Origin of the sequence: Zobellia galactanivorans (assembly GCF_000973105.1) — a bacterium.
GTDB lineage: Bacteria > Bacteroidota > Bacteroidia > Flavobacteriales > Flavobacteriaceae > Zobellia > Zobellia galactanivorans.
This window is the reverse complement of the sequence record NC_015844.1, coordinates 4,486,969-4,508,028: the sequence shown is the minus strand read 5'-3', so window position 1 is coordinate 4,508,028 and position 21,060 is coordinate 4,486,969. Positions and strand designations below refer to the sequence as shown.

Genomic DNA, 21,060 nt, shown 5'->3' with positions numbered 1-21,060 from the left:
GCATTGCAATGGGGAATTTAAATTCTAGGATAGGAAAAAAGCCCAACTAAATTTTCAATAGTTTTGCGCTCCAAAGAAAATGATATGACCGTTCAGGACCTCGTTGGCGAGTATTCGATTATAGGAAGCAATCAAGATGCCGAACCGCATTCGTATAAAGGAAAACTGGTTTTATCTTTAGACAGGAATGCCAGAATCGTTGCCAAATGGACTATCGGCGCGAAGCAAGAGCAAGCCGGTACCGGCTTTTTCAAAAACAATATCCTTGTTATAAACTTCAGGTATGTCGGCGAAGACCAAAATATTTACAAGGGCGTTGCCGTATACCAATGCATCAGCAAGGACATCCTCGATGGCTTTTGGTCTGAAAAATATGGGGATCCGCTTTATTTAGGGGAAGAACGTTGTTTCAGGATCCCTACCAAGCCCGAATTACTAAATTAAAAGGCAAACATAATATGGCAAATAATGAACCCTATCACCGCTAAGACGATGCCCACCAAGAAGACATGAAAAGAGGTTCTAAGGAGTTTGAATTTTTTATCTATGGTCTTTCCCAAATGAAAAGTATCTTTTGCTATGGTCTTGTAAAGTTCGTCTCCTTTGTACATTAAGCTGGTGAGCTCTTCGGTGTACTGCTCTTCTTCCATGGTATTAAAATTACCGTAGAACAAAAGGTTGTTCGTTGCCTTATTTCCGTGTGTAAGTTCGGGTCTCGTAGCAAATATGGCATACCCGATAGAGATGAGATTGGTTCCCAACATTATGATCGCCGGAAATATAAGATGCGGGTCTTTGTCCAATTGCGTGAGTACCGTTCCCAAGATAATGGAAAGAATAAGGGCGTTGATGGAAATAAGAATGTTCGATTTTCTATCGATCATGGTATTCAAGGTATACTGGTTTCTAGATACCAAGCGAAACAAAGTTTCCGCACCCCGTTCCGAGCGCGGTTCTACTTTTAAAAGTTTCTTCTTTAGTTCTTTTAGCTTCTCCTTATCAATTCCCAGTTCGGCAATCAATTGCGTATCGATTATTTTTGCTTTCGCCTTAGCGTCTTTCATATCGTATTATAAAGCGATTAGTTGATTCTTTGAAAAATCAGGCATCTCTACATTAAAATGTCTATAAACAGCCTTAGGGATTCCCAAATCGGCCACAAACACTTCTATGCCACTTGGCAATTGCTCCAATATCGTTTTAGGCGCCGCCAAGGTCATTACCTGGTCTGCTTCAAATCCCGATAACTCACCATTTTTGGAAATACCGATGGGAATATCCAATGATATTCTAAATGCCGATGATGCGTTGGCCAGCCCAATACTTTTGGCAAAGGCATCTGACAAGGGTAACCGTTGTGAAAACCCTAAATAGGCATCTACCCAAATATCCGTTGTTTCCGGTATGCCTTCTTTAGCCCCGAATAACAAGGCTCGTTCCAATTGTGTTTTGGGCAGGTCTTTGGTAATAGGCACTACCACATCTAAATACACCTTAAACCCCCAAGCAGCCAGTCTACGGGCTGCTACCAATCCGCCACCACCATTGTTTCCATTACCCACACCAATTGTGACGACTGAACTCTGAGTTGCCTTTTTAGCGACTAATCTGGCTAATTGAAGTCCGGCATTTTCCATCATCAATTCAATGGACAGCTTATATTTTTCAACTGCCCAATAATCCATCTCTTTAAAGGCTTCTAATGAAAGACTGGTTACCTGCATATTTACTTTTTATAGGTATTGATAGCTTCCGTAAAAAAATGTACGACTTGAGCTTCGTTAATTTTTGTAGCCGGTAAAACTGCTCCTTTAAATCCTTCGTTTTTCCATTCACCCATAGAAAGCGAAGTAAAATTTGATGTTTCTATGCCATCGTGACCTTTGTATCCGCTGATATAAAAATAGTGCTCATTGATCATCGTATCGGGTACAGCTAAACCAAAGCCAATAGACAAATCATCAGAGATAATAACGTAAGCACCTGAATCGAAGTGATGGGGCCAAATACGGATGTCTGATGATAAACCATTTGCCTCAAGTGTCTTTTCTAAACTAGATTGCGCCAAAGTCCTTAAACCGGTAAGCTCCTTTAATTTATGCGCATCTAGTTTAAAGGTGAAAGAATCATCAATTGAATACGGCAGGTCATAATGAAAATCATAGGTATACTTCTTACCCAAAAATGCATCCGCCGAATTCGTTAGCCACTCCAATACTTGCTCATGGGTTTTTCCATCCAGTGCAAAAGAAGCATTGTTCTTAGGGGAATTCCATTCTAAGGAAAAGGTATTATAGTTTAAGGCAAGAACATCGCCATCTATTGATAACGGGTGTGTTTCTAGACCTTGTTTATCAATTGACCACCCAAGATTCGTATGGCTATCATCTGCCTTCTTCTCTACAAAACTTATTCCTGCCGCAGCTAAATATTGTGCTGCTAAATGCATCATTTTTTCCATAGTTATTTTTTTAGGCGTTTACACCGGCGTAATTAATTCCGGTTAGTTTATGCATATCATAATTGTACGTAGCGAGGTCATCAAAGTTGAATTTTGAAACATCATCATGGCCACAAGCTCTTGCGACCACTTTTATCAAGTTATTTGTTGCATCGAAATAGTTGTGTAATTGTTTTGCCGAAGACTCAATTATCAACCTACTGCGCAGCGATTCTTTTTGTGTAGCGATCCCTACCGGACAGTTATTGCTTCCACAGGCCCGCATACCCAAGCAACCGATAGCCTGTAAAGCCGAGTTGGAAACCGCAATAGCATCTGCACCCAACATCAAGGCCTTTGCAAAATCTTCCGCAATTCGCAAGCCTCCGGTAATTACTAAAGTTACGTCAGTTGCACCGACTTTGTCCAGATACTTTCTTGCCCTTGCCAAAGCGGGTATAGTGGGTATGTTGATATTATCCCTTAAAATGGTAGGCGCAGAACCGGTACCTCCCCCTCTACCATCTAAAATGATATAATCGACACCCACATCTAATGCAAATTGAATATCTTTTTCTATATGACTTGCTGCAATTTTGAATCCAATCGGTATACCCCCTGTACGCTCTCTTACCTGCGCTGCGAAAGATTTGAAGTCATCTACACCATGAAAATCTGGGAAAGTGGCTGGTGAAATTGCAGTCTCTCCTTCTTTTAAACCTCTTACCTCAGCAATTTCCTTACTTACTTTAGCACCTGGTAAATGACCACCCGTACCTGTTTTAGCTCCTTGTCCGCCTTTAAAATGAAAAGCTTGAACTTTGTCTAGCTTATCCCAAGTAAATCCAAACTTTGCCGAAGCCAATTCGTAAAAATACTTGCTGTTATTTTCCTGTTCCTGAGGCAGCATTCCGCCTTCTCCCGAACAAATACCCGTACCCGCTAATTGCGCACCTTTTGACAATGCTATTTTAGCTTCGCGCGATAAGGCGCCGAAACTCATATCACTGACAAACAACGGAATATCTAAGGTCAATGGTTTCTTTGCTTTAGGTCCGATCACTACCTTTGTTGCCACACCGTCTTCATCTAGCAAAGGCCTGCTCGCCAATTGGGCCGGCAAAAATTGAATATCGTTCCATTTTGGCAAGGTATTTCTATCCACTCCCATAGATGCGGAAAAACCATGGTGACCCAGATTCTTCAATCCGTTAGTAGCTAACTCTTTTATATACCCCGTATAAGGTTCTGTCTCTTCAGGATGGGTATCTGCGTAAGCGCCTAAATAGGCATCCCTGTTAAAGGGCTGTGGACTATCTACCAAATAGGCATCGATCTCTTCCTCATCTACAAAAAGACTGTCGCCTTCAATTTTAGTAGAAAACTTATGTAAAACCTCAGCATTATTGTATTCCGAGACCCCGGTATCTACTCTATAATCCCAACCGTGAACCCCACAGATAAGATTATGGCCATCTACATGGCCGTCTGACATCAAAGCTCCCCTATGCAAGCATCTACCGTACAATACAGAAATATCATCGTCAAATTTTACGATAACCAAATCCAAACCGTTGACCAGTGCGTGTTCCGGTTTCTTATTTTCTAAGGATGATACTTGGGCAATTGCAATTGGTTTTTTCATAAGATGAGTTTTTAAATATTAAAAAGAAAAGCCGAGCACGAATACAATTCGCCCGCCGTCTGCACTACTAAAATAACCTAAATTAGTTGTAAATGCCTCTGCGCCAATGAGCCAAAGCGAACCTCCAACGGAATTGTGCCATGTATTGGAGATATCATTTTCGGTCCAAACCCTACCATAATCGAAACTGCCGGTAACCCCAAATCTAAACGGAACAAGGCTCGTTCGCACGCCACCTAACGGAAACCTAAGGTCTGTATTCTGATAAAAGGATTGTTTTCCCGTAAAGCGTTCATTTCTAAAACCTCTTAGACTTTTATTGCCTCCTATGGTTGCAGCATGATAAAACTCAAAGTCATCACCTATAAGGGCCTCTCCTCCCAACTCTGTTGCCAAAACAATGCTTCCGCTTTTTGTTAACTTATGATTTACCGTTAACTTGGGCTGCAGATAGGCGAAACTATTATCGGACTCCGTATTATCAATATTGGTTTTATAACCTATTGTTAATCCTGCATCTAGTCCTAAGGTAGGGAAAGCATTACTATTTTTATTTTTAAAATTATAAGCGGCCTCTATTCCTCCGTAAGTTTGCCGGTTAAACATAGTGTTGTCTACAGGAAATTCCTCTACAAATCGATCTTGGGTATTTTCTACACTAAAAGATTCTATCAAAGGTTTAAAATAAAAGGAGCCACCACTAATTCCTTCCCATTTTAATGCCAACGCAGCTTTAAACTTTCGAATCCTCACCCGGTTAAAATCTAAGTCTACCGCATCATTATCGTATTCCGTATCATTTCCGAAACCGAAAAAGTTTTGTGCAAAATTAGGACTGGTATATAAACCTTCTATGCCAAAATTCCAGTTGTGGAATATGTTCGAAAACTCCCCGCTATACGATAAATCATAACCTGAAGTACTGGTGTAAAAGGCCGCATTAATACTATGCTTATAAGTGAAAGGATTGCGTTGTAAACTATAGGAAGTGTGGTTACTTACTACACCAATTTTGAGTCCATCGTCTGGATTCACAGCTAGTACAGGAAGTAATTGATTAAAGTTGTACTTTACTTTTTTATGGTCGTAATTATTTAATTCATAATCATTTACCAGCCACTTCTTAGAGCGTTTGTTCACTATAGTATTCTCTTTGTCCTTGTAATCGTATAACTTTACATTTTTGGTGTTTCTAAAATCATAGGTATCATTCTTCTTCCCCCCAACAATCTTAATTTTAATAGGATGGTCTCCCTCTCCTTCTATCGTGAACGTATCTTTGCCGTCTAAACCAAAAAGCCATATTTCCTTGGTAATATCTTTTGAGTACGTATGGTTTAAAATCCCTAAATCCTTCCGGTCTATTTTTAAGGAGGTTTTTCCATTGGGCAACCTAGTTATGGTAAAATCATCGGCTTTTTGGGTACCGGTAACTACCTGAAATTTGTTGAGATATAAGTAATACGCTTTAGCGATTTCCATAAGGTTATCCCGCCTGCCTTGCAACTTCACTTTAATATCTTCTATTACGGGCCCCTTTACTTCTTTAGGAATAGCCTCAAAAGCCTTTTCTATATCCGCATTGGTAAGCCCATTTTGAATATGACTGGCCTGCTTTTCCCATTCGTCCCAATCTGATGCATGTATCAATGTCAAATCTAAATGATAAGGCGATGATGCAAACCATTTTACACTTCTTAGCTCCTCGTCATACGTTTGCATTTTACGCAAACCTGGTATAAGTCGGGTTAGGGTACTGATTAGTGTACCGTCATATTTAGAAAATGCCTGATCACGGTCTCTTGGGATAGGACTGCAATACTCCGTGCCATCTTCATTTTTATAAAGTGCCCAACGCCATTGATCTTCATGGCGGTCCCAATCTCCCAAGAGCATATCAAACAACCTAGCTCTTATATAGGAAGGCTCGTCTACAACCGATTTTCCCGATTTATTTATTTCCTGCAAAACATCGGCCGTACTCAATATATCTTCAGGCGTTCCAAAACTTTCGGATTCTATTTGTGTATCCCCTACATGCTCTTCGATCATATACAATTCATCGCCAAAATCATCATTGTAATTCCCCAATACTTTCTGTTTGGGGATATAGTATAATACCGGATTCGTATGGTTTACTCCAACTGCCGCAGAAAGACTTCCAATGGCAAAAGGAGTATATGGGTTAGAAGTGGTGTAAAAATCCGCCAAGAACTTATCTACGACCGTACCGTCTAAAACATCGCCAACGTAAGTTTCTTGAAAAGCGTTGGCCTGTAGAAATTTAATGGTACTCTTTTTTAGGGCACGCATCACATATTGCTTACCTGTTTTATCTACTAATCGTAAAGATTTTGATTGCTGCCCACCGCCACGTTTTACAGGCGTTAACCCTCCCATTAAAGTATCTAATAAAACTACGGGTGCATTCACCTCCTTACCATAAAAATTGCGGTAATGCTCTCCCCAAAGTGCTTTGTAAAATCCACTTTTTGTAGCTGCTTTTTTAGTGTAAACGGAAGCCAATTGCGTACTAGGATAGTTTTTCTTAAAAACGTATGATTCCGTATGGTCCTTACCTCCCCTTAGGACTATGGTCTTAAAGACTTCCTTAGCAGCTCCATTCTCAAGTATTTCATAGTGTGCAATTACCTCACCATCCGTTGTTATATCTAAACGGACATATCCATTCTTTCTCAAGGAAAAATCGCCTTCCTCCCCTTTTTTAACGGCTTCCAAACTACCTGCCGCACCGCTATTAATTTGGGGGACACTTCCTTTTATATACTGTAGATTCCTTCCTTGTCCCGATAAAAAAATTACATTCTCTCCTCCTCGAGCTATGGTTTTTAACCTGTTTCTGAGCGTTCTATATTGTTTATTCTGAAAATCTTGACTAGAAAACCCTCCAATATTTCTAAACAGTCCTTGTTTGCTATTGGTCTCTATAGGGTGATACATGGCTACAAGAATGATTTTTCCTTGTGCCTTTTTTATTCTGTTCTCAAATTCCAAAAAGAATAAGGTTCTATTCTGAATTTCAGAATCTTCATTGATATACACATGCTTATCCCAGTCCTCTAAAAACCATTGGGAATCTACCGTAATCAATTCTACGTTTTCGCCCAGATCATGATGCTTAATAGGTTCGGCATCATCTGGGGAAAATTTGGCGTTACTATTGTCTTGAATATAGTCTTCAATGTTCCTAACGCCTTTATGCCCTTTTGCCCATTCCTTGTAACCCGGAATAAACAATACCTCCTTGGCACCATTTAAAACTTTAAGCTGAGGGGCGACAGTCTGCTTAAAATCGCTATTCGATACTGCATTTCCTATAATAAGAAGAGATGAAGTTGCTTGGCCGTTCACTTCTGAAACGATATGTTCCAATACTCCCGAATCGTTATCATCCGCTGTGTTTGCAGTTATGAATATCGACCTTTCAATTTGTTGGGAAAATACTGTACTGGCTACAAAAAAAAGAAGGTAGGCAATAAAATGGTTGATTCTAAAACACTTCACAATAGGTTGGTTTCGACCTTTTGTCGTAAAAAAGAGGACTTTCTTTCATTTATATATTTATGAAGAGGATAACATATAAAAAAAAGGAAGTCCCGCTACTCAAAACAAACCCAAACTTTAGGGTTTACCGCGTAACCGCTTGAATTGTTTGTAGGCCTTATCGACGGCTTCTTTCGGTGCTTTTTGGAATTCCCTATCCGTTACCTTGTACACCTTTTGGAGGCTATCAAGTTTATCATGCATTTGATCGATAATGGAAGTATAGGTTCGGTCATCGATGAGATTATTCAACTCCTTAGGGTCTTTGTATAGGTCGTAAAACTCCCAACTGTCTATATCATCATAAAAATGCATGAGCTTATACCGTTTGGTTCGAACCCCATAGTGTTTCTTGACCATATGAAAAGCGGGGTAATCGTAATAATGATAGTAAATAACATTACGAAAATCATCGGGATCCATACTTCCATCCAGCAAACCTTTGAATGATTGCCCCTGCATGGCTTCAGTTTTATCCGTCACCCCCGCAAAGTCTAGAAAGGTCTGTGCGAAGTCTAGGTTTTGGACCATGCCATCTATTTGGGTATTAGGGGGAATCGTGCCTGGCAATTGCATCAACAAAGGTGTACCAAAGGAGGTTTCATACATAAAGCGCTTGTCGAACCAACCGTTCTCTCCCAAGTAGAATCCCTGGTCGGAAGTGTAGACCACCAAGGTGTTTTTATCGAGTCCGCTTTCCTCTAGGTAATCTAAAATCTCACCAACACCTTCATCTACTGCGGCAATGGTAGCCATGTAATCTTGCAGGTAGCGCTGTCCCTTCCATTGGGCAAGGGCCTTTCCTTCCAGCTTTGCCTTATGAAAAGCATTGTTTTTGGGCAAATAGGCCTTATCCCAAGCCTTGCGCTGTTCGGGCGACATACGTTCAAAATCGGTTGTCCATGGGTTGTGAGCCAATTCGGTGCTGCCGTACCCTTGGGTCATTTTTAAATCATGCCCTTCGTACATATCATCATAAATGGTCTGTAATTGCGCTTCTGCCGCCCTTTGCTTTTTAAAGGAAGAAAAATAGGTATCGGGAAGGGGAAACTCTACGGAGTCATATTTATTCAAGTGACGTAAGGCGGGCATCCAGTTGCGGTGTGGGGCCTTGTGATGCACCATCATAAAAAAGGGAAGACTATCCTTTCGTTGATCTTTCAACCAGCTCAAGGCTTCTTCGGTTATGATGTCGGTAGCATAGCCTTCCACCCTTGTGGTATCCCCATTTTGAACAAAATCAGGATTATAGTAATTCCCTTGGTCTACGAGTACCTTGGAGTAATCGAAGCCTTGGGGTGCGCTGTCTAGATGCCATTTTCCAATCAAAGCGGTCTGATAACCTGCTTGTCCGAGTATTTTTGGCAAGGTGGTTTGGTTACCGTCAAAATGGTCTCCGTTCTGTCTAAACCCATTCAGGTGACTGTGCTTACCGGTAAGAATAACCGCCCGACTTGGACCACAAATGGAATTCGTTACATAACTATGCGTAAAAAAGGCCCCGTTCTTGGCCAGCCGGTCTATATTCGGTGTAGGGGCCAATTGTGCAATCGGATGATTATAGGCACTTATGGCCTGAATAGCATGGTCGTCGGCCATGATGAACAGAATATTCGTCTTTGGCACCGTCTCTTCCGCGTGTGGGGGATTCTCTTTACAAGCTATAAAAGCAAAGGCAAAAAATACATATATGAAGGGTGATCGTAAAAGCATAGTAAACTGATTGAGGCTATTTTAATCTAAAGGATGTTTTTAAATCTGCCGTAGCGTCGGTTCCCACAAAAACTTCAAATTCCCCTGGTTCTGCAACAAATTCCAAGGCAGCGTTATAAAACTTCAGGTCTTCGGGCCGCAAGGTCAATTCAACGGTTTTTGTTTCCCCCTTTTTTAAGAATATTTTCTTGAAACCCTTTAGTTCGCGCATAGGCGGGGTTACCGTACGTACTACATCCCGTAGATATAACTGTACCACTTCTTCCCCGTCATATGCGCCAGTATTGCTCACCTCTACAGAAACCGAAATCGATTCGCCCTGTTCGATTTCATCTTTGTTCAATTGGATATTCGAATAACTGAAATCGGTATAGCTCAGGCCATGCCCAAAAGGTAAGAGCGGCGTATTCTCCACATCGAGATAATTCGATTTAAACTTTTGGAAGTTATCTCCCTCTATGGGCCTGCCCGTATTTTTCATACTGTGATATACTGGAATTTGCCCTACGTTTCTGGGCCAAGTTGCCGTTAACTTTCCTGAGGGATTGTAATCCCCAAAAACCACATCGGCTATAGCATTGCCCGCTTCTACACCGGGATGCCATACTTGAAGTATACTTGCGGGAAGTTCCAGTTCTTCGGCAATGGTCAATGGTCTTCCGCTCATCAGGACAATTACCAGAGGCTTTCCGGTCTTTGCCAACTCCCTTAAAAGTCGCTTTTGGCTTTTTGGAAGGGAAATATCGGTTCTACTGGCCGCCTCTCCACTAAACTCACTGGCTTCCCCTACTACGGCCACAACGACATCGGCTTCTTTTGACAGATCCAAGGCTTCCTTCAACAAGACCGCAGAAGGGCGCTCGTCTATTTCTACCCGTGTTCCAAAAACATTGGCCCGTTGGGCCAAATCGGGGTCATCTGTAATATTGGCGCCTTTGGCATAGCTTATTTTTGCTTTTGGGGCCACATTCTTGAAACCTTCTAAAACAGGAACGGACAACTGTGGGTCACCTGTAGGGGCCCAAGTTCCCAACATATTGTTCTTATTGTTGGCCAAAGGCCCTATCAATGCTATTTTGGACTTCTTCTTCAGTGGAAGTATATCTTCTTGTTTTTTCAGCAGTACAAAAGAGCGCTTTGCTGCCTCACGGGCCAAACTTCTGTTCCCATCCGTAAGAATGTCTTTTGCCGGTCTACTCTCATCGGAATAGCGATAGGGGTCGTCAAAGAGTCCCAATTTATATTTGGCGGTCAATATTCTACGGCATGCCTCGGTGATTGCCACTTCGGTAATCTTGCCCTCGGCTACCGATTGCTTTAATGTGGTAAGAAACCCTTCCCCGACCATATCCATATCAAGTCCCGCATTCAAGGCCAAAGCCGATACCGTCTGCAAATCACCTAGCCCATGGGCAATCATCTCGTTTACCGAGGTATAATCGGAAACCACGAAGCCCTCAAAACCCCATTGGTTCCGCAAAAGGTCGGTAATCAACCATTTGTTGCCCGAAGCCGGAACCCCATCAATATCATTGAACGAAGTCATGGCACTACCTACCCCAGCATCTACCGCCGCCTTATAAACCGGTAAGTATTGGTTGTACATTTTCAACCTGCCCATGTCTACGGTATTGTAATCACGCCCCGCTTCGGCCGCACCGTACAGGGCCAAGTGTTTTACCGTGGCCATCATCGTATTAGGAGCTGAAAGATCGCTTCCCTGATAGCCCTTTATCATCGCCTTGGCAATGGCACTCCCCAGATACGGGTCTTCACCGGCACCTTCGGCAATACGCCCCCAACGGGGATCTCGGGCTATATCTACCATAGGTGAGAAATTCCAGTTGATTCCATCTGCCGTAGCTTCCTTGGCTGCGGTTTCCGCCATTTTTTGAATTAGCCCTACATCCCAACTAGCGGCCGTTCCCAAGGGTATGGGAAAAGTCGTTTTGTAGCCATGTATGATGTCCGAGCCAATAAGCAAGGGAATCTTTAGCCGTGAATTTTCAATGGCTATTTTTTGGGCCTGCCTTACTTTTTCAGGCCCGGAAACCCCAAAAAGTCCACCTACTTGGCCCGCCTTGATCTTTGCCTCTACATTTTCACTCACTACCGAACCTGTAGCAATGCCCCCTCCAGGAGTCAATAGATTGAGCTGGCCGATTTTTTCATCCAAGGTCATTTGGGATAGAAGCTGCTCCACCGCTTCTATCGTTTCTTGGGAGCGCACAAAAGTCGAAAAGCCGAGTACAAGCGTCAAAAAACAGATTCTTCTCTTTATATTCCTCATTTTCTGTTATTTATATTTTATATCAAATTAGATTTTGGCAAAACCATCCCTTTGACAAATCAGTTTAAACCGATTCCCACGGGGTATTCGTTTATTCTTAAAGTGAATTCCTAATAGGTAAAACCTAAACTATCGAGTCCGCGCTGCACATCTTCATTTTGCATAAAGAGCCGCCATAGCAATCCCGATCTATGATTCTCTATCATTACTAAAATAGGACCTTGGTCAATGGCCAAATAGGCATCGGCTACCCAGAAATTGTATTGGGGACTAAAAGCATCATAAAAACCGGCCGGACCTAAAAGTTCGTCCTTGTTGCTATAAAAATACCGTAGCGCCCTCATGGATTCCTCTGGTGTATAGGGCATAGAGCTTAAAGCCGCAGTAGGGGAAATCACCCCCGTGTCATTTGAGGGACTATGCGCATTATAGCCTAAACTTCCATCTGCATTTCTACTATAACTGGCCGTAAGCCCCCAACAATCTTTACCGTAATCTTTATAATTCTTGGGGTTATCCACACAATAGGCATGATTGATCTTGGCATGGTTTAGCGTGGCATCCGCATAATTCACAAAGGCATCGGCCAAGTTACTAGGGTCTAAGCCCATATAGGAATAGTGTGCCCAGAACAATGGCCCGCCTTTTGAGGAACTACCTGCATGATTGACAATGAGTGGAATATCGTAGGTCGAAGCCCCGTTGGCAATCGCCCCATTAGAGGCCCAGCCGTTTTCGTACACTTCTTTGGCAATGGGGTAATCAGGGGAAGCCGCTGCCATGACATAGGTAATCAGCACTTCATTATACCCCTTCAACTCAAGACCGATATCAAAACCGAAATCAGGACTCCAATGCCAGTACAAGGTGTTTTTATTTTGTGTAAACCAGTCCCATTCAACAGCTTTCCAAAGTTCATCGGCTTTTTGGGCCACTACTTGTTCTTCGGAATTGCCCTCTTTCAAATATTCTTTTACACAGATCAGCCCTTGTGCCAAAAAGGAAGTTTCCACCAAATCGGCGCCATTATCCTTTTCACTAAAGGGAAGGGTATTCCCGTTCCGTCCATCCAACCAATGGGGCCATGCCCCGTGAAACCTATCGGCACCTTCTAAGAAAGAAATGATTTTCTCCAGTCTTTCAACTCCCTCGATACGGGACACAAAACCTCTTTCCATAGCGACCAAAATCCCCATAAGGCCAAAGCCCGTTCCCCCAACGGTTACCGTATTAGGGTCGTTTGACGGGTCTTGGGGATGATACCTTTCGCGGGCGGCACCCGATTCGGTCTGGGCGAAATCCCAGAAATACTTAAAGGTTTCTTTTTGGGTTAGGTCGAGAAGCTCCCCATCGGTCAACTCCACTTCTATTTCAGGTTCATTTTCCTCGGGTACTTCTGGAAGTTCGGAAACCCCGATTGCACCACCATCTGCATCATCCGAAGTACAAGAAGCAAAAACCAAAAACACCAAAACGAAACCCAATGCTCTACTCATCATCACTGTTTTCAGAACTAAACCCTAATTTTTTCAATCCCTTTCGAACATCGGCATTCTTCATAAAAAGCTTCCATAGGAGTCCACTTCTATAGTTTTCGATCATCACCGGAATAGGTCCTTGGTCGATGGCTAGGTATCGAGGTACGTACCATTTGTTTTCAAGGCTAAAGGCATCATAGGGCCCGTATTTTCCGATCAAGGAGTCTTGTTCGGCATACATATACCGTAAAAAATCCTTGCTCTGTTGAGGCGTGTAAGGCATGGACGAAAGGGCGGCCGTAGGAGAGATGACCCCTAAGTCCCTATCGGGCCTATGACCCGCATATCCTTTCATCGAATAGCTAGAGGTCAAGCCCCAAAGATTCTTTCCATAGCCTTTATATTCATGTGGATTTTCAAGCGCATGGCGGTATTGGATCAGGGCGTGGTTTTCGTTCAGCTTCCAATAATCGGCATATTGATCCCTTAGTCCTTTGGGGTTAAGTCCCAAATACGAATAATGTGCCCAAAACATGGGGCCTACAGGAGACCTATCATGCTCGTAATGGTTCAGTACCGTTCGAAGGCCATAAAAAGTCGTATCGTTCATAATTTTCCCATTTTGGGCCCATCCTTGCTCATAGACCTCTTTACCGATAGGATGTGTAGGCGATGCTGCAGCCAGAATGTACATGATCAAGGCTTCATTATATCCTCCTACCGGAAAATTCATTTCCCATTGGTACTCAGGAGACCAATGCCAATAGAGCACATTCTCCCCACCCTTGGTATACCAGTCCCATTCGACCTCTTCCCAAAGTTTTTGAATGCGGTCCGCCAGTTTCTTTTCACGCGCGTTACCGACTTCAAAGTATTCCTTAACGGTCAATAGGCCCTGGACCAGAAAAGCGGTTTCAACCAAATCCCCACCATTATCCTTCTTGCTAAAGGGGGTCATTTTTCCATCGGGCATAAGCCAATGGGGCCAAGCTCCGTGAAACCTATCGGAGGTTTCGAGAAAGGAAACACATTTTTCATAGCGTTCGAGAGCTTCTTCACGGGTAATAAATCCCCGTTCGACCCCCACTAGAATGGCCATAAGTCCAAAGCCCGAACCTCCCGTAGTAATGATATCCTTATCGTGAGCAGGGTACACATTGTCCATGTGGATGCGTTCCCGGGCCAAACCCGAAGTAGGTTCGGCTCCATCCCAGAAATAATCAAAAGTCTGCCTTTGGATCAAGTCGAACAATTGGTCATCGGTCAGTTCTTGATCGGCCTTTACCTCTTGTTGGTCTTTTTTAGAAGGATTGCCTCCGCAACCTAGTGAAAGTGCGCCCATGATCAGGGCCAATAAAACTAATCTCATATATTTTTTTAAAGTGATTTTCAGACAGGTTTTCTTGGGAATTACAAATTGTGGTTCATAATCCCCTGTATTTCTTCTTGGGTCAAGGCCTTATCAAAAAACCGAAGTTCATCGATCAGGCTTTCGTTGGACAAGTGGCCCCATTCGGTAAACCTAGGTGCTCCCGATCCTATTGAAAGTATATCGCAACCCGACCAATCGATACCGCCATCTACGCTATTCTGGGCAACGATCTCTCCGTTAATATAGAGTACGGCATCGCTTTCTGAGATAGAAAATGCCAAATGAACCCAACCAGCCGTTGTCGGATCTATAGCTGCCGCATCTGCCCCATCGAGCCATACGTCAGATTCACCGGTACCAACATTCAGTTTAAAGACCTGTCTTGTAGCATCACCTTCCCTAAAGAAACGAAAACCACTGGTCCTTAAATTTTGCACTTCGGGGAAGCCCTCTTTTTCAGTGTCTTCAGGACTCATTACCAAGATGCCCCCATTACCCGATGAGGCATCCACTTTATACCAAAGTGTAGCACTAAACGCATCGGGAGTCAATCCGTTTGAAGGAACGGTCAAATAAGAATCCGTAGCACCCATGTAAGAAGCATCACCGGCAACCACATCATCCTCAGAAAAACTAGGGGTGCCGACAAGATCAGCCGCTATGTCAGTAAACAAATTTTTATAGGTACCATCGAAAGGCATGTAGAACATCTCTCCCGGAAAATTGGGAGGGTAATCAGAAACGACGATACCCGAATCATCTTGAATGATCTGTCTGATTTCATCTTGGGTAATCGCGCGGTCAAATATGCGCAACTCATCCATTAAGCTTAGGTCCGATTTATGGTTCCATCCCGAAAAATTAGGTTCTCCCGACATTATGGAAAGTACATTGACATCATTCCAGTCGATTCCTCCCAAAGGTCCTTGAGAAACAATTTGTCCATCGATATACACCACGGCTTCCGAACCGGAAATGGTAAAGGCAAGATTTACCCATTCTTCCGAAGCTGGGTCTACTTCCGCAGCTTCACCTCCATCAAACCAAGTATTCTTGTCCCCTTCCCCTACGTTTAACTTGTAACGCTGTTGGCCATTGGCATTCTCACGAAAGAACCTAAAACCACTGGTCAGTACATTTCCTCCTGCATCATCGAGCGGCGGACTCATGGCCAAAATACCGGCACGGTCGGGCATCGCATTTAATTTTACCCAAAAAATGGCACTTAACTCCGTATTCTTAAATCGTTCGGAGTCTAGGGTAAGATAAGCCCCTTCAGCGCCGGCATACGCCCCACTTCCGGCCAAACTTTCTTCACTGATCGCCGGAGACCCCACTTGTTCGGCCTCTTCAAAGCTCAGCAGGTCGACATATCCTCCATCGAAGGGCATGTACAATATCTCTCCAGGGTACTTTGATATATAGGCCGGTTCTTTGGTAAAATTGATCACCTCACTAGTCGATTTGCCGTCTAAATCTTTGGCTATAACCGTAAGTTGATGCGCTCCATCTTCAAGTTGGTCGTATACTAAATCATCTACGATCAACTTGCGGTAATCTTTAAAAGTATTGTAGTTGCCTATTCTTGTTCCGTCAAGCAATACTTCTACCGAACCCAATTCTATATCGTCTTCGGCCTGAAACCTAACGGTTATGGTTGCCAATTCTTCATTCACTTTTACGGCAGCGCCTTCGGCAGGTGACGTAATAGTAATGGTCGGGGCCGAGGCATCTGCCCCTGGGTCGACTTCTGTTAAGGCATCGATACCTTGGTCACAGCTGTAAAAAAGTGTAGCGACCATCAGGCACGATACTAGGTTTTTGATATTTTTCATCTTTCTGATTTGTTAGTTGATTCGATTAATTGTCCAATACAGGAAACTGATCAATTTGCGGCTGTGGATAAGGAAGGTATTTCTTGTCTTCCGTAAAGGTTCGTCCGTCATAGCTTAGCTCATCGTATTTTTTCAATCGGAGCATATCGTAGTAACGTTTTCCCCATTCCATAGCGAGTTCGGCAAACTTTTCATCTACGATCTGATCTAAGGTCACACCGGACAAAGCAGGCATTCCGGCTCTTTCCCGTACCAAGTTTACCGCTTGGTCGGCAGTCATTACAGAACTTGAAGCCCCTTGCTTTAATGCTTCGGCATACATCAGTAGAATTTCGGCATAACGGATAACGTTATAGTTTTTATTACTGCCATAGGCGGTTCTTCCCGCAATTAGCTGATTGGACGGCAGATAGTGTTTCCCACTTGAAAAATAGCCTCTGGAAAAATCGTTTATTTTATCACCGTCCCTAGTAACATTGGTCATAAAAGAAGGTAAATCGGAATAGGCCGCATCGGTTTGTAATTCGGCAATACCTCGATCCGTAAAGAGCACACTAGTCTCTAAACGAACGGTTTCGCCACGGTCTAACATAAATTTGATAAACTTGAAGCTAGGTTCATAAAAACCCCATCCACTTGCGGCCCCTTCTACTGCGGGTGTCCAGTTTACCGAACCGTAAGGAGCGTACAAATGGGCGAATCGATCACCTTCCCCTTGATTAAAATCGGAATATTGCAGGTCGAGTATACTCTCGTCGCTCAACTTGCCCGGAGTTTTAAATAGCTCATAGAAATCTGGGTAAAGACTGAACTTGCCCGAAGCTATAATCTGTCCTGTGGCATCGGCAACTGCTTGGTAATTTTCCAACTCTTGGTTTGCCAAGGCCTTAATCGCCAAGGCAGTATATTTAGTCACCCCTCCTTTTAAATCGGTACGTTCGTTGGGACGCATTTCGGGTAAAAGTGGTATGGCCAAATCCATCTGATCGGAAACATGTTGCATCACTTCCGCCTTGGTCGGTAAGGTTTCTACCTCTAACAAGAGTTCCGTATCGGAGGACTCAGGAATGAACACATCGCCATACACCTGTGAAATCTGGAACAACATCATACCACGCAACACCTGAATTTCGGCTATGTATTGGTTCCCCAAGGCAATTTCCTCATCGGAACCGAATTCTTGGTAGCGTGCAATCTGTTCCATGGCCGTATGTGCGGAAATCACATCGGCATAAGTGTTTTCCCAAAGGGAATTCACCATCCAATGATCTTTACTGTAGTTAAATTTATCCATTTCGGTAAACTCGGGCTGATCGCCCAAACCACCGGAATTCACATCGTCGCCCCGAACGGAAATGATCAAAGGCTGCTCCCACCCCCTCGAATAAAAAGCCTCATAGGCACCAACGGTAGACAGTAACATCCCCGATGAATCGGTAAAGTCCGTTCCCCCGGCAAAATTATTGTTCAGTTCAGGTTCGTCAAGCTTATCGGTACATCCCCAAACAGCTAGGACGAAAAGCAACACTAGGGAAGGTTTTGAAATTTTTATAAATCGTTTCATAGTCGCTCTTTTTTATATTTTAATATTTACGCCTATCGTATAGATAGCAGGAATTGGATAAGTTTCATTGTCTACACCATTGGATACTTCAGGGCTAAAACCGTTATAATTGAAAACCGACAAAGGTTTCTCGGCCGTTACGTAGATACGGGTCTGCGGAATACCCTTTGTTGCCCCGTTTTTATTGATGGTATACCCTAAGGTGATGTTCTGGATCCGAAAGAAGTCCCCTTTCTCGATAAAGAAATCGCTTAACTGCTGGTTCCATCCTTTTCTGATACCTGCCGAAGAAGGGTAACTGTTTGAAGTACCTTCGCCATGCCAGCGGTTCAAAGCAAAATCGCGATCCCAATTAGTGTCATTGGTAAAGATGACCTCCCCACGTTTACGGTTCAAGATTTTATTCCCGCCTTGGCCCAATGCCGCTGCCGAGAAATCCCATCCTTTATAATTAAAGCCCATATTGAAGCCAAAGGAATAGGTTGGTAAATAATTGCCCAACATAACGCGGTCATCCGCGGTAATACCATCTACCCCGTCTTGATCCTTAAATTTCAAATCTCCGGGAACAATGGCATTTCCATTGGCGATTTCTATTTGTGCTGCGGGATCAGCAGCAATTTCCGCATCGTTTTGATAGACACCCTCGACTTCCAAACCAAAGAAGGAGAAAACGGGATCACCAACCCGGGTCCGTTGTCTGAATTCGGCAGAACCTGTATCAATATTCAACTGACGGTCGGTGTCGAGTACTTCATTTTTCAAGGTGGAAAAATTAGCCCCCAATGAGTAACTAAAGTCATCCGAAACCTGGTCGTTCCAGTTTAAAGCCAATTCCAGACCTTGATTTCTAATTTCACCTACATTCTGTCGCGTTGCATCAGGAATTAAAGGAACTTCAATAGGAATTACCGCATCTTTGGTATCCCTCACATAATAATCCGCCTCCAATGAAAGCCTATTATTAAAGGTACGTGCCGATAGACCTAGGTTCACCTCTTCGGTAACCTCCCATTTTAGGGCCGTAAAATTACTTGTTGTATTCACCCCACTGACCATAGTGTCACCAAAAGCCGTGGTGACCACAGTAGAGGTAATGGCGCCTTCGCTACCAGGTACTTTATCGTTCCCCAGTTTACCCCAGCTACCGCGAAATTTCAGAAAGTCGAAAACGCCATTGTTCTGCATAAAATTTTCTTCGGAAACAACCCATCCCGCACCGATTGTTGGGAAATACCCCCATTTTTCTTGATACTTATTGGTTCCATCCGCTCGGTAGGTACCGTACAACAGGTATCTATTATCGTAGTTATAGGAAACCCTGCCGAAGAAAGACAATCCATATTCACGACGGCCATCATCCTTAACATCGTCTTGAACAATGGTCTGAGCCTGATCTAGATAATAGGCCTCTTCACCCGACAATGGAAAATTCAAGCCCTTGGCCTCCAATCGCTCGAAGGATTCATCCCTAAAAGAAGAACCTCCAAGAACGGTTAGATTATGTTTGCCAAAAGATTCGGTGTAGGTTAAGGTGTTGTCCCATATTTGATTGGAATAGGTATCGTTGCGCTTTATAAGCTCCGCATTTTCCCGCTGAAATCCGTTACCGATAAAATAGGGCAAGCGAACCTCTCTGCGCTCAACGGTCTCAAAGTTGTGGTTATAGGCCGTTTTAAAGGTCAATTTTTCAGGAATGATATGTACCTGGGCGTAAAAATTGGCCAGTACGTTCCTTATTTTTGAGCGCAGCTCACTATTGTCCATGGTCGGAAATGGATTCTGCCCACCGCGGTAACCCAAATCCTGGGCATTGGCATAATTGGTAGGAAATACATTTTCATTTCCGGCAAGGTTTTCGTCGTATACGGGAAGGATCGGAACCGCATAATAGGCTAAGCGAAAAGCCGAGTTTTCGGCATCGTAACGGGTAGCGTTACTGATGACCGTATTCCCCCCAATGGTCAAATGGTCATTGACCTTGAAATCGATCTTACTTCTAAGGTTAAAACGCTCGTATTCATTCTTCATTTTAAGAATTCCCTCTTGTCCAAAATAATTGGCGCCAATAGCATAGGTAGCATTATCGCTGCCACCGGTAACCCCTATACTATGGTTTTGAATTAAAGCGGGTCTCAAAATTTCGTTATACCAATCCGTGTTTACATTAGGTACATTCGGGTTAATTCGGCTACGCCCGTAACGCTGCATGGCATTGTCGATAAATTCGATATCAGGAGCCGAACCGGACTCTTGTGCCAAGGTCACAAATTGCTCAGAATTAGCTAATTTTAACACATTCTGTGCCACTTGAAAGCCCGAATACCCATCATAAGTAATCTCTGCCTTTTTATTATATGCCCCCGATTTGGTTTCGATGAGTACTACCCCGTTTGCGGCACGCACCCCATAGATTGCGGCGGCGGAAGCATCTTTCAAAACTGAGATAGAGGTAATATCGGCCGTATTCAAAAAGTCGATATCATCAAAGAACATTCCGTCTACAACATAAAGTGGACCAGAGGCACCGGTATCATATGAACCGATACCACGCACCCGAATAGTAGGCCCTTGACCCGGGCTCCCATTACTCACCACCTGTAGGCCCGCCACCTTGCCCTGTAGCGCCTGCATGGGTGAACTAGTAGGTGTGGCCGATAGTTCTTCCGCCTTTACCGTTGTAATAGAAGACGTAAGGTCTTTTGACTTCATTTCACCATAACCGATGACCACCACCTCATCTAAGGCTTGCGCATCTTCCGATAAGCTTACGTTAATGTTCGTTTGTCCGTTCACGATAACTTGTTGCGTGGTAAAACCCATATAGCTTATTACCAATGTCGCATCTTTTGGCACATCGTTGAGAGTATAGTTGCCATCAAAATCAGTTTGGGTACCCGATGTGGTACCTTTCACCACAATACTTGCTCCCGGTAATGGTTCCCCATTGATATCGCTAATCGTACCCGTAACGGTAATATCGTCTTGAGCAAACAATACCACCTGAAACAAAAAGAAGCATATCAACAAAAAAATGTTCCTTATTTTCATAATTGTCTAAAAGTTGAGTTATAAATTTATCAATACGTTAAATTCAAGCACAAGTTATCAATTCCACCCCCTCACGCTTTTGAGAAAGGCTACATAAAAAGTACATCA

At 43.3% G+C, this 21,060-nt stretch carries 13 protein-coding genes; 1 reads left to right on the top strand and 12 read right to left on the bottom strand.

Annotated features, from left to right (window positions below; translation table 11 throughout):
* Positions 1-84 precede the first annotated feature (84 nt).
* Entirely contained in the window at positions 85-444 is a 360-nt protein-coding gene (locus ZOBGAL_RS18010; RefSeq protein WP_013995153.1) for a hypothetical protein, read from the top strand.
* Here the strand turns inward: ZOBGAL_RS18010 and ZOBGAL_RS18005 are convergent.
* The 12 genes from ZOBGAL_RS18005 to ZOBGAL_RS17950 all read right to left on the bottom strand — a co-directional run bounded on the left by ZOBGAL_RS18005 (position 441) and on the right by ZOBGAL_RS17950 (position 20,952).
* Entirely contained in the window at positions 441-1,064 is a 624-nt protein-coding gene (locus ZOBGAL_RS18005; protein WP_013995152.1) for a Pycsar system effector family protein, read from the bottom strand. The two genes, ZOBGAL_RS18010 and ZOBGAL_RS18005, sit on opposite strands and share 4 nt — an antisense overlap.
* Before the next feature lie 6 nt (positions 1,065-1,070).
* Positions 1,071-1,724, bottom strand: coding sequence for an NAD(P)H-hydrate epimerase (locus ZOBGAL_RS22890; RefSeq protein WP_013995151.1), 654 nt, complete (start codon positions 1,722-1,724; stop codon positions 1,071-1,073).
* 2 nt (positions 1,725-1,726) lie between these two features.
* Positions 1,727-2,461, bottom strand: a complete 735-nt coding sequence (locus ZOBGAL_RS17995; protein ID WP_013995150.1) for a hypothetical protein — start codon at positions 2,459-2,461, stop codon at positions 1,727-1,729.
* A gap of 10 nt (positions 2,462-2,471) precedes the next feature.
* A complete protein-coding gene (locus ZOBGAL_RS17990) occupies positions 2,472-4,085 on the bottom strand; it encodes a glutamate synthase-related protein (RefSeq protein ID WP_013995149.1) in 1,614 nt (537 codons plus the stop codon).
* An 18-nt stretch (positions 4,086-4,103) separates the two neighbouring features.
* Positions 4,104-7,610: a BamA/TamA family outer membrane protein gene (locus tag ZOBGAL_RS17985; protein WP_013995148.1), complete on the bottom strand. Its 3,507-nt coding sequence runs from the start codon at positions 7,608-7,610 to the stop codon at positions 4,104-4,106.
* Between the two features lie 117 nt (positions 7,611-7,727).
* Positions 7,728-9,362, bottom strand: a complete 1,635-nt coding sequence (locus tag ZOBGAL_RS17980) for a sulfatase family protein (protein WP_013995147.1) — start codon at positions 9,360-9,362, stop codon at positions 7,728-7,730.
* Positions 9,363-9,378: 16 nt separating this feature from the next.
* On the bottom strand, positions 9,379-11,652 hold the full coding sequence (bglX, locus tag ZOBGAL_RS17975; RefSeq protein ID WP_013995146.1) for a beta-glucosidase BglX: 2,274 nt from the start codon (positions 11,650-11,652) through the stop codon (positions 9,379-9,381).
* Positions 11,653-11,762: 110 nt separating this feature from the next.
* Positions 11,763-13,151, bottom strand: a complete 1,389-nt coding sequence (locus ZOBGAL_RS17970) for a glucoamylase family protein (protein ID WP_013995145.1) — start codon at positions 13,149-13,151, stop codon at positions 11,763-11,765.
* The gene (locus ZOBGAL_RS17965) at positions 13,141-14,499 is read right to left on the bottom strand and encodes a glucoamylase family protein (RefSeq protein WP_013995144.1); all 1,359 of its coding nucleotides are present in this window, start codon (positions 14,497-14,499) and stop codon (positions 13,141-13,143) included. The genes ZOBGAL_RS17970 and ZOBGAL_RS17965 overlap by 11 nt, the downstream gene beginning before the upstream one ends.
* 41 nt (positions 14,500-14,540) lie before the next feature.
* Positions 14,541-16,337: a LamG-like jellyroll fold domain-containing protein gene (locus ZOBGAL_RS17960; RefSeq protein ID WP_013995143.1), complete on the bottom strand. Its 1,797-nt coding sequence runs from the start codon at positions 16,335-16,337 to the stop codon at positions 14,541-14,543.
* Between the two features lie 25 nt (positions 16,338-16,362).
* Positions 16,363-17,901, bottom strand: coding sequence for a RagB/SusD family nutrient uptake outer membrane protein (locus ZOBGAL_RS17955; protein WP_013995142.1), 1,539 nt, complete (start codon positions 17,899-17,901; stop codon positions 16,363-16,365).
* Between the two features lie 12 nt (positions 17,902-17,913).
* Positions 17,914-20,952: a SusC/RagA family TonB-linked outer membrane protein gene (locus ZOBGAL_RS17950; protein WP_013995141.1), complete on the bottom strand. Its 3,039-nt coding sequence runs from the start codon at positions 20,950-20,952 to the stop codon at positions 17,914-17,916.
* Positions 20,953-21,060: the final 108 nt, after the last annotated feature.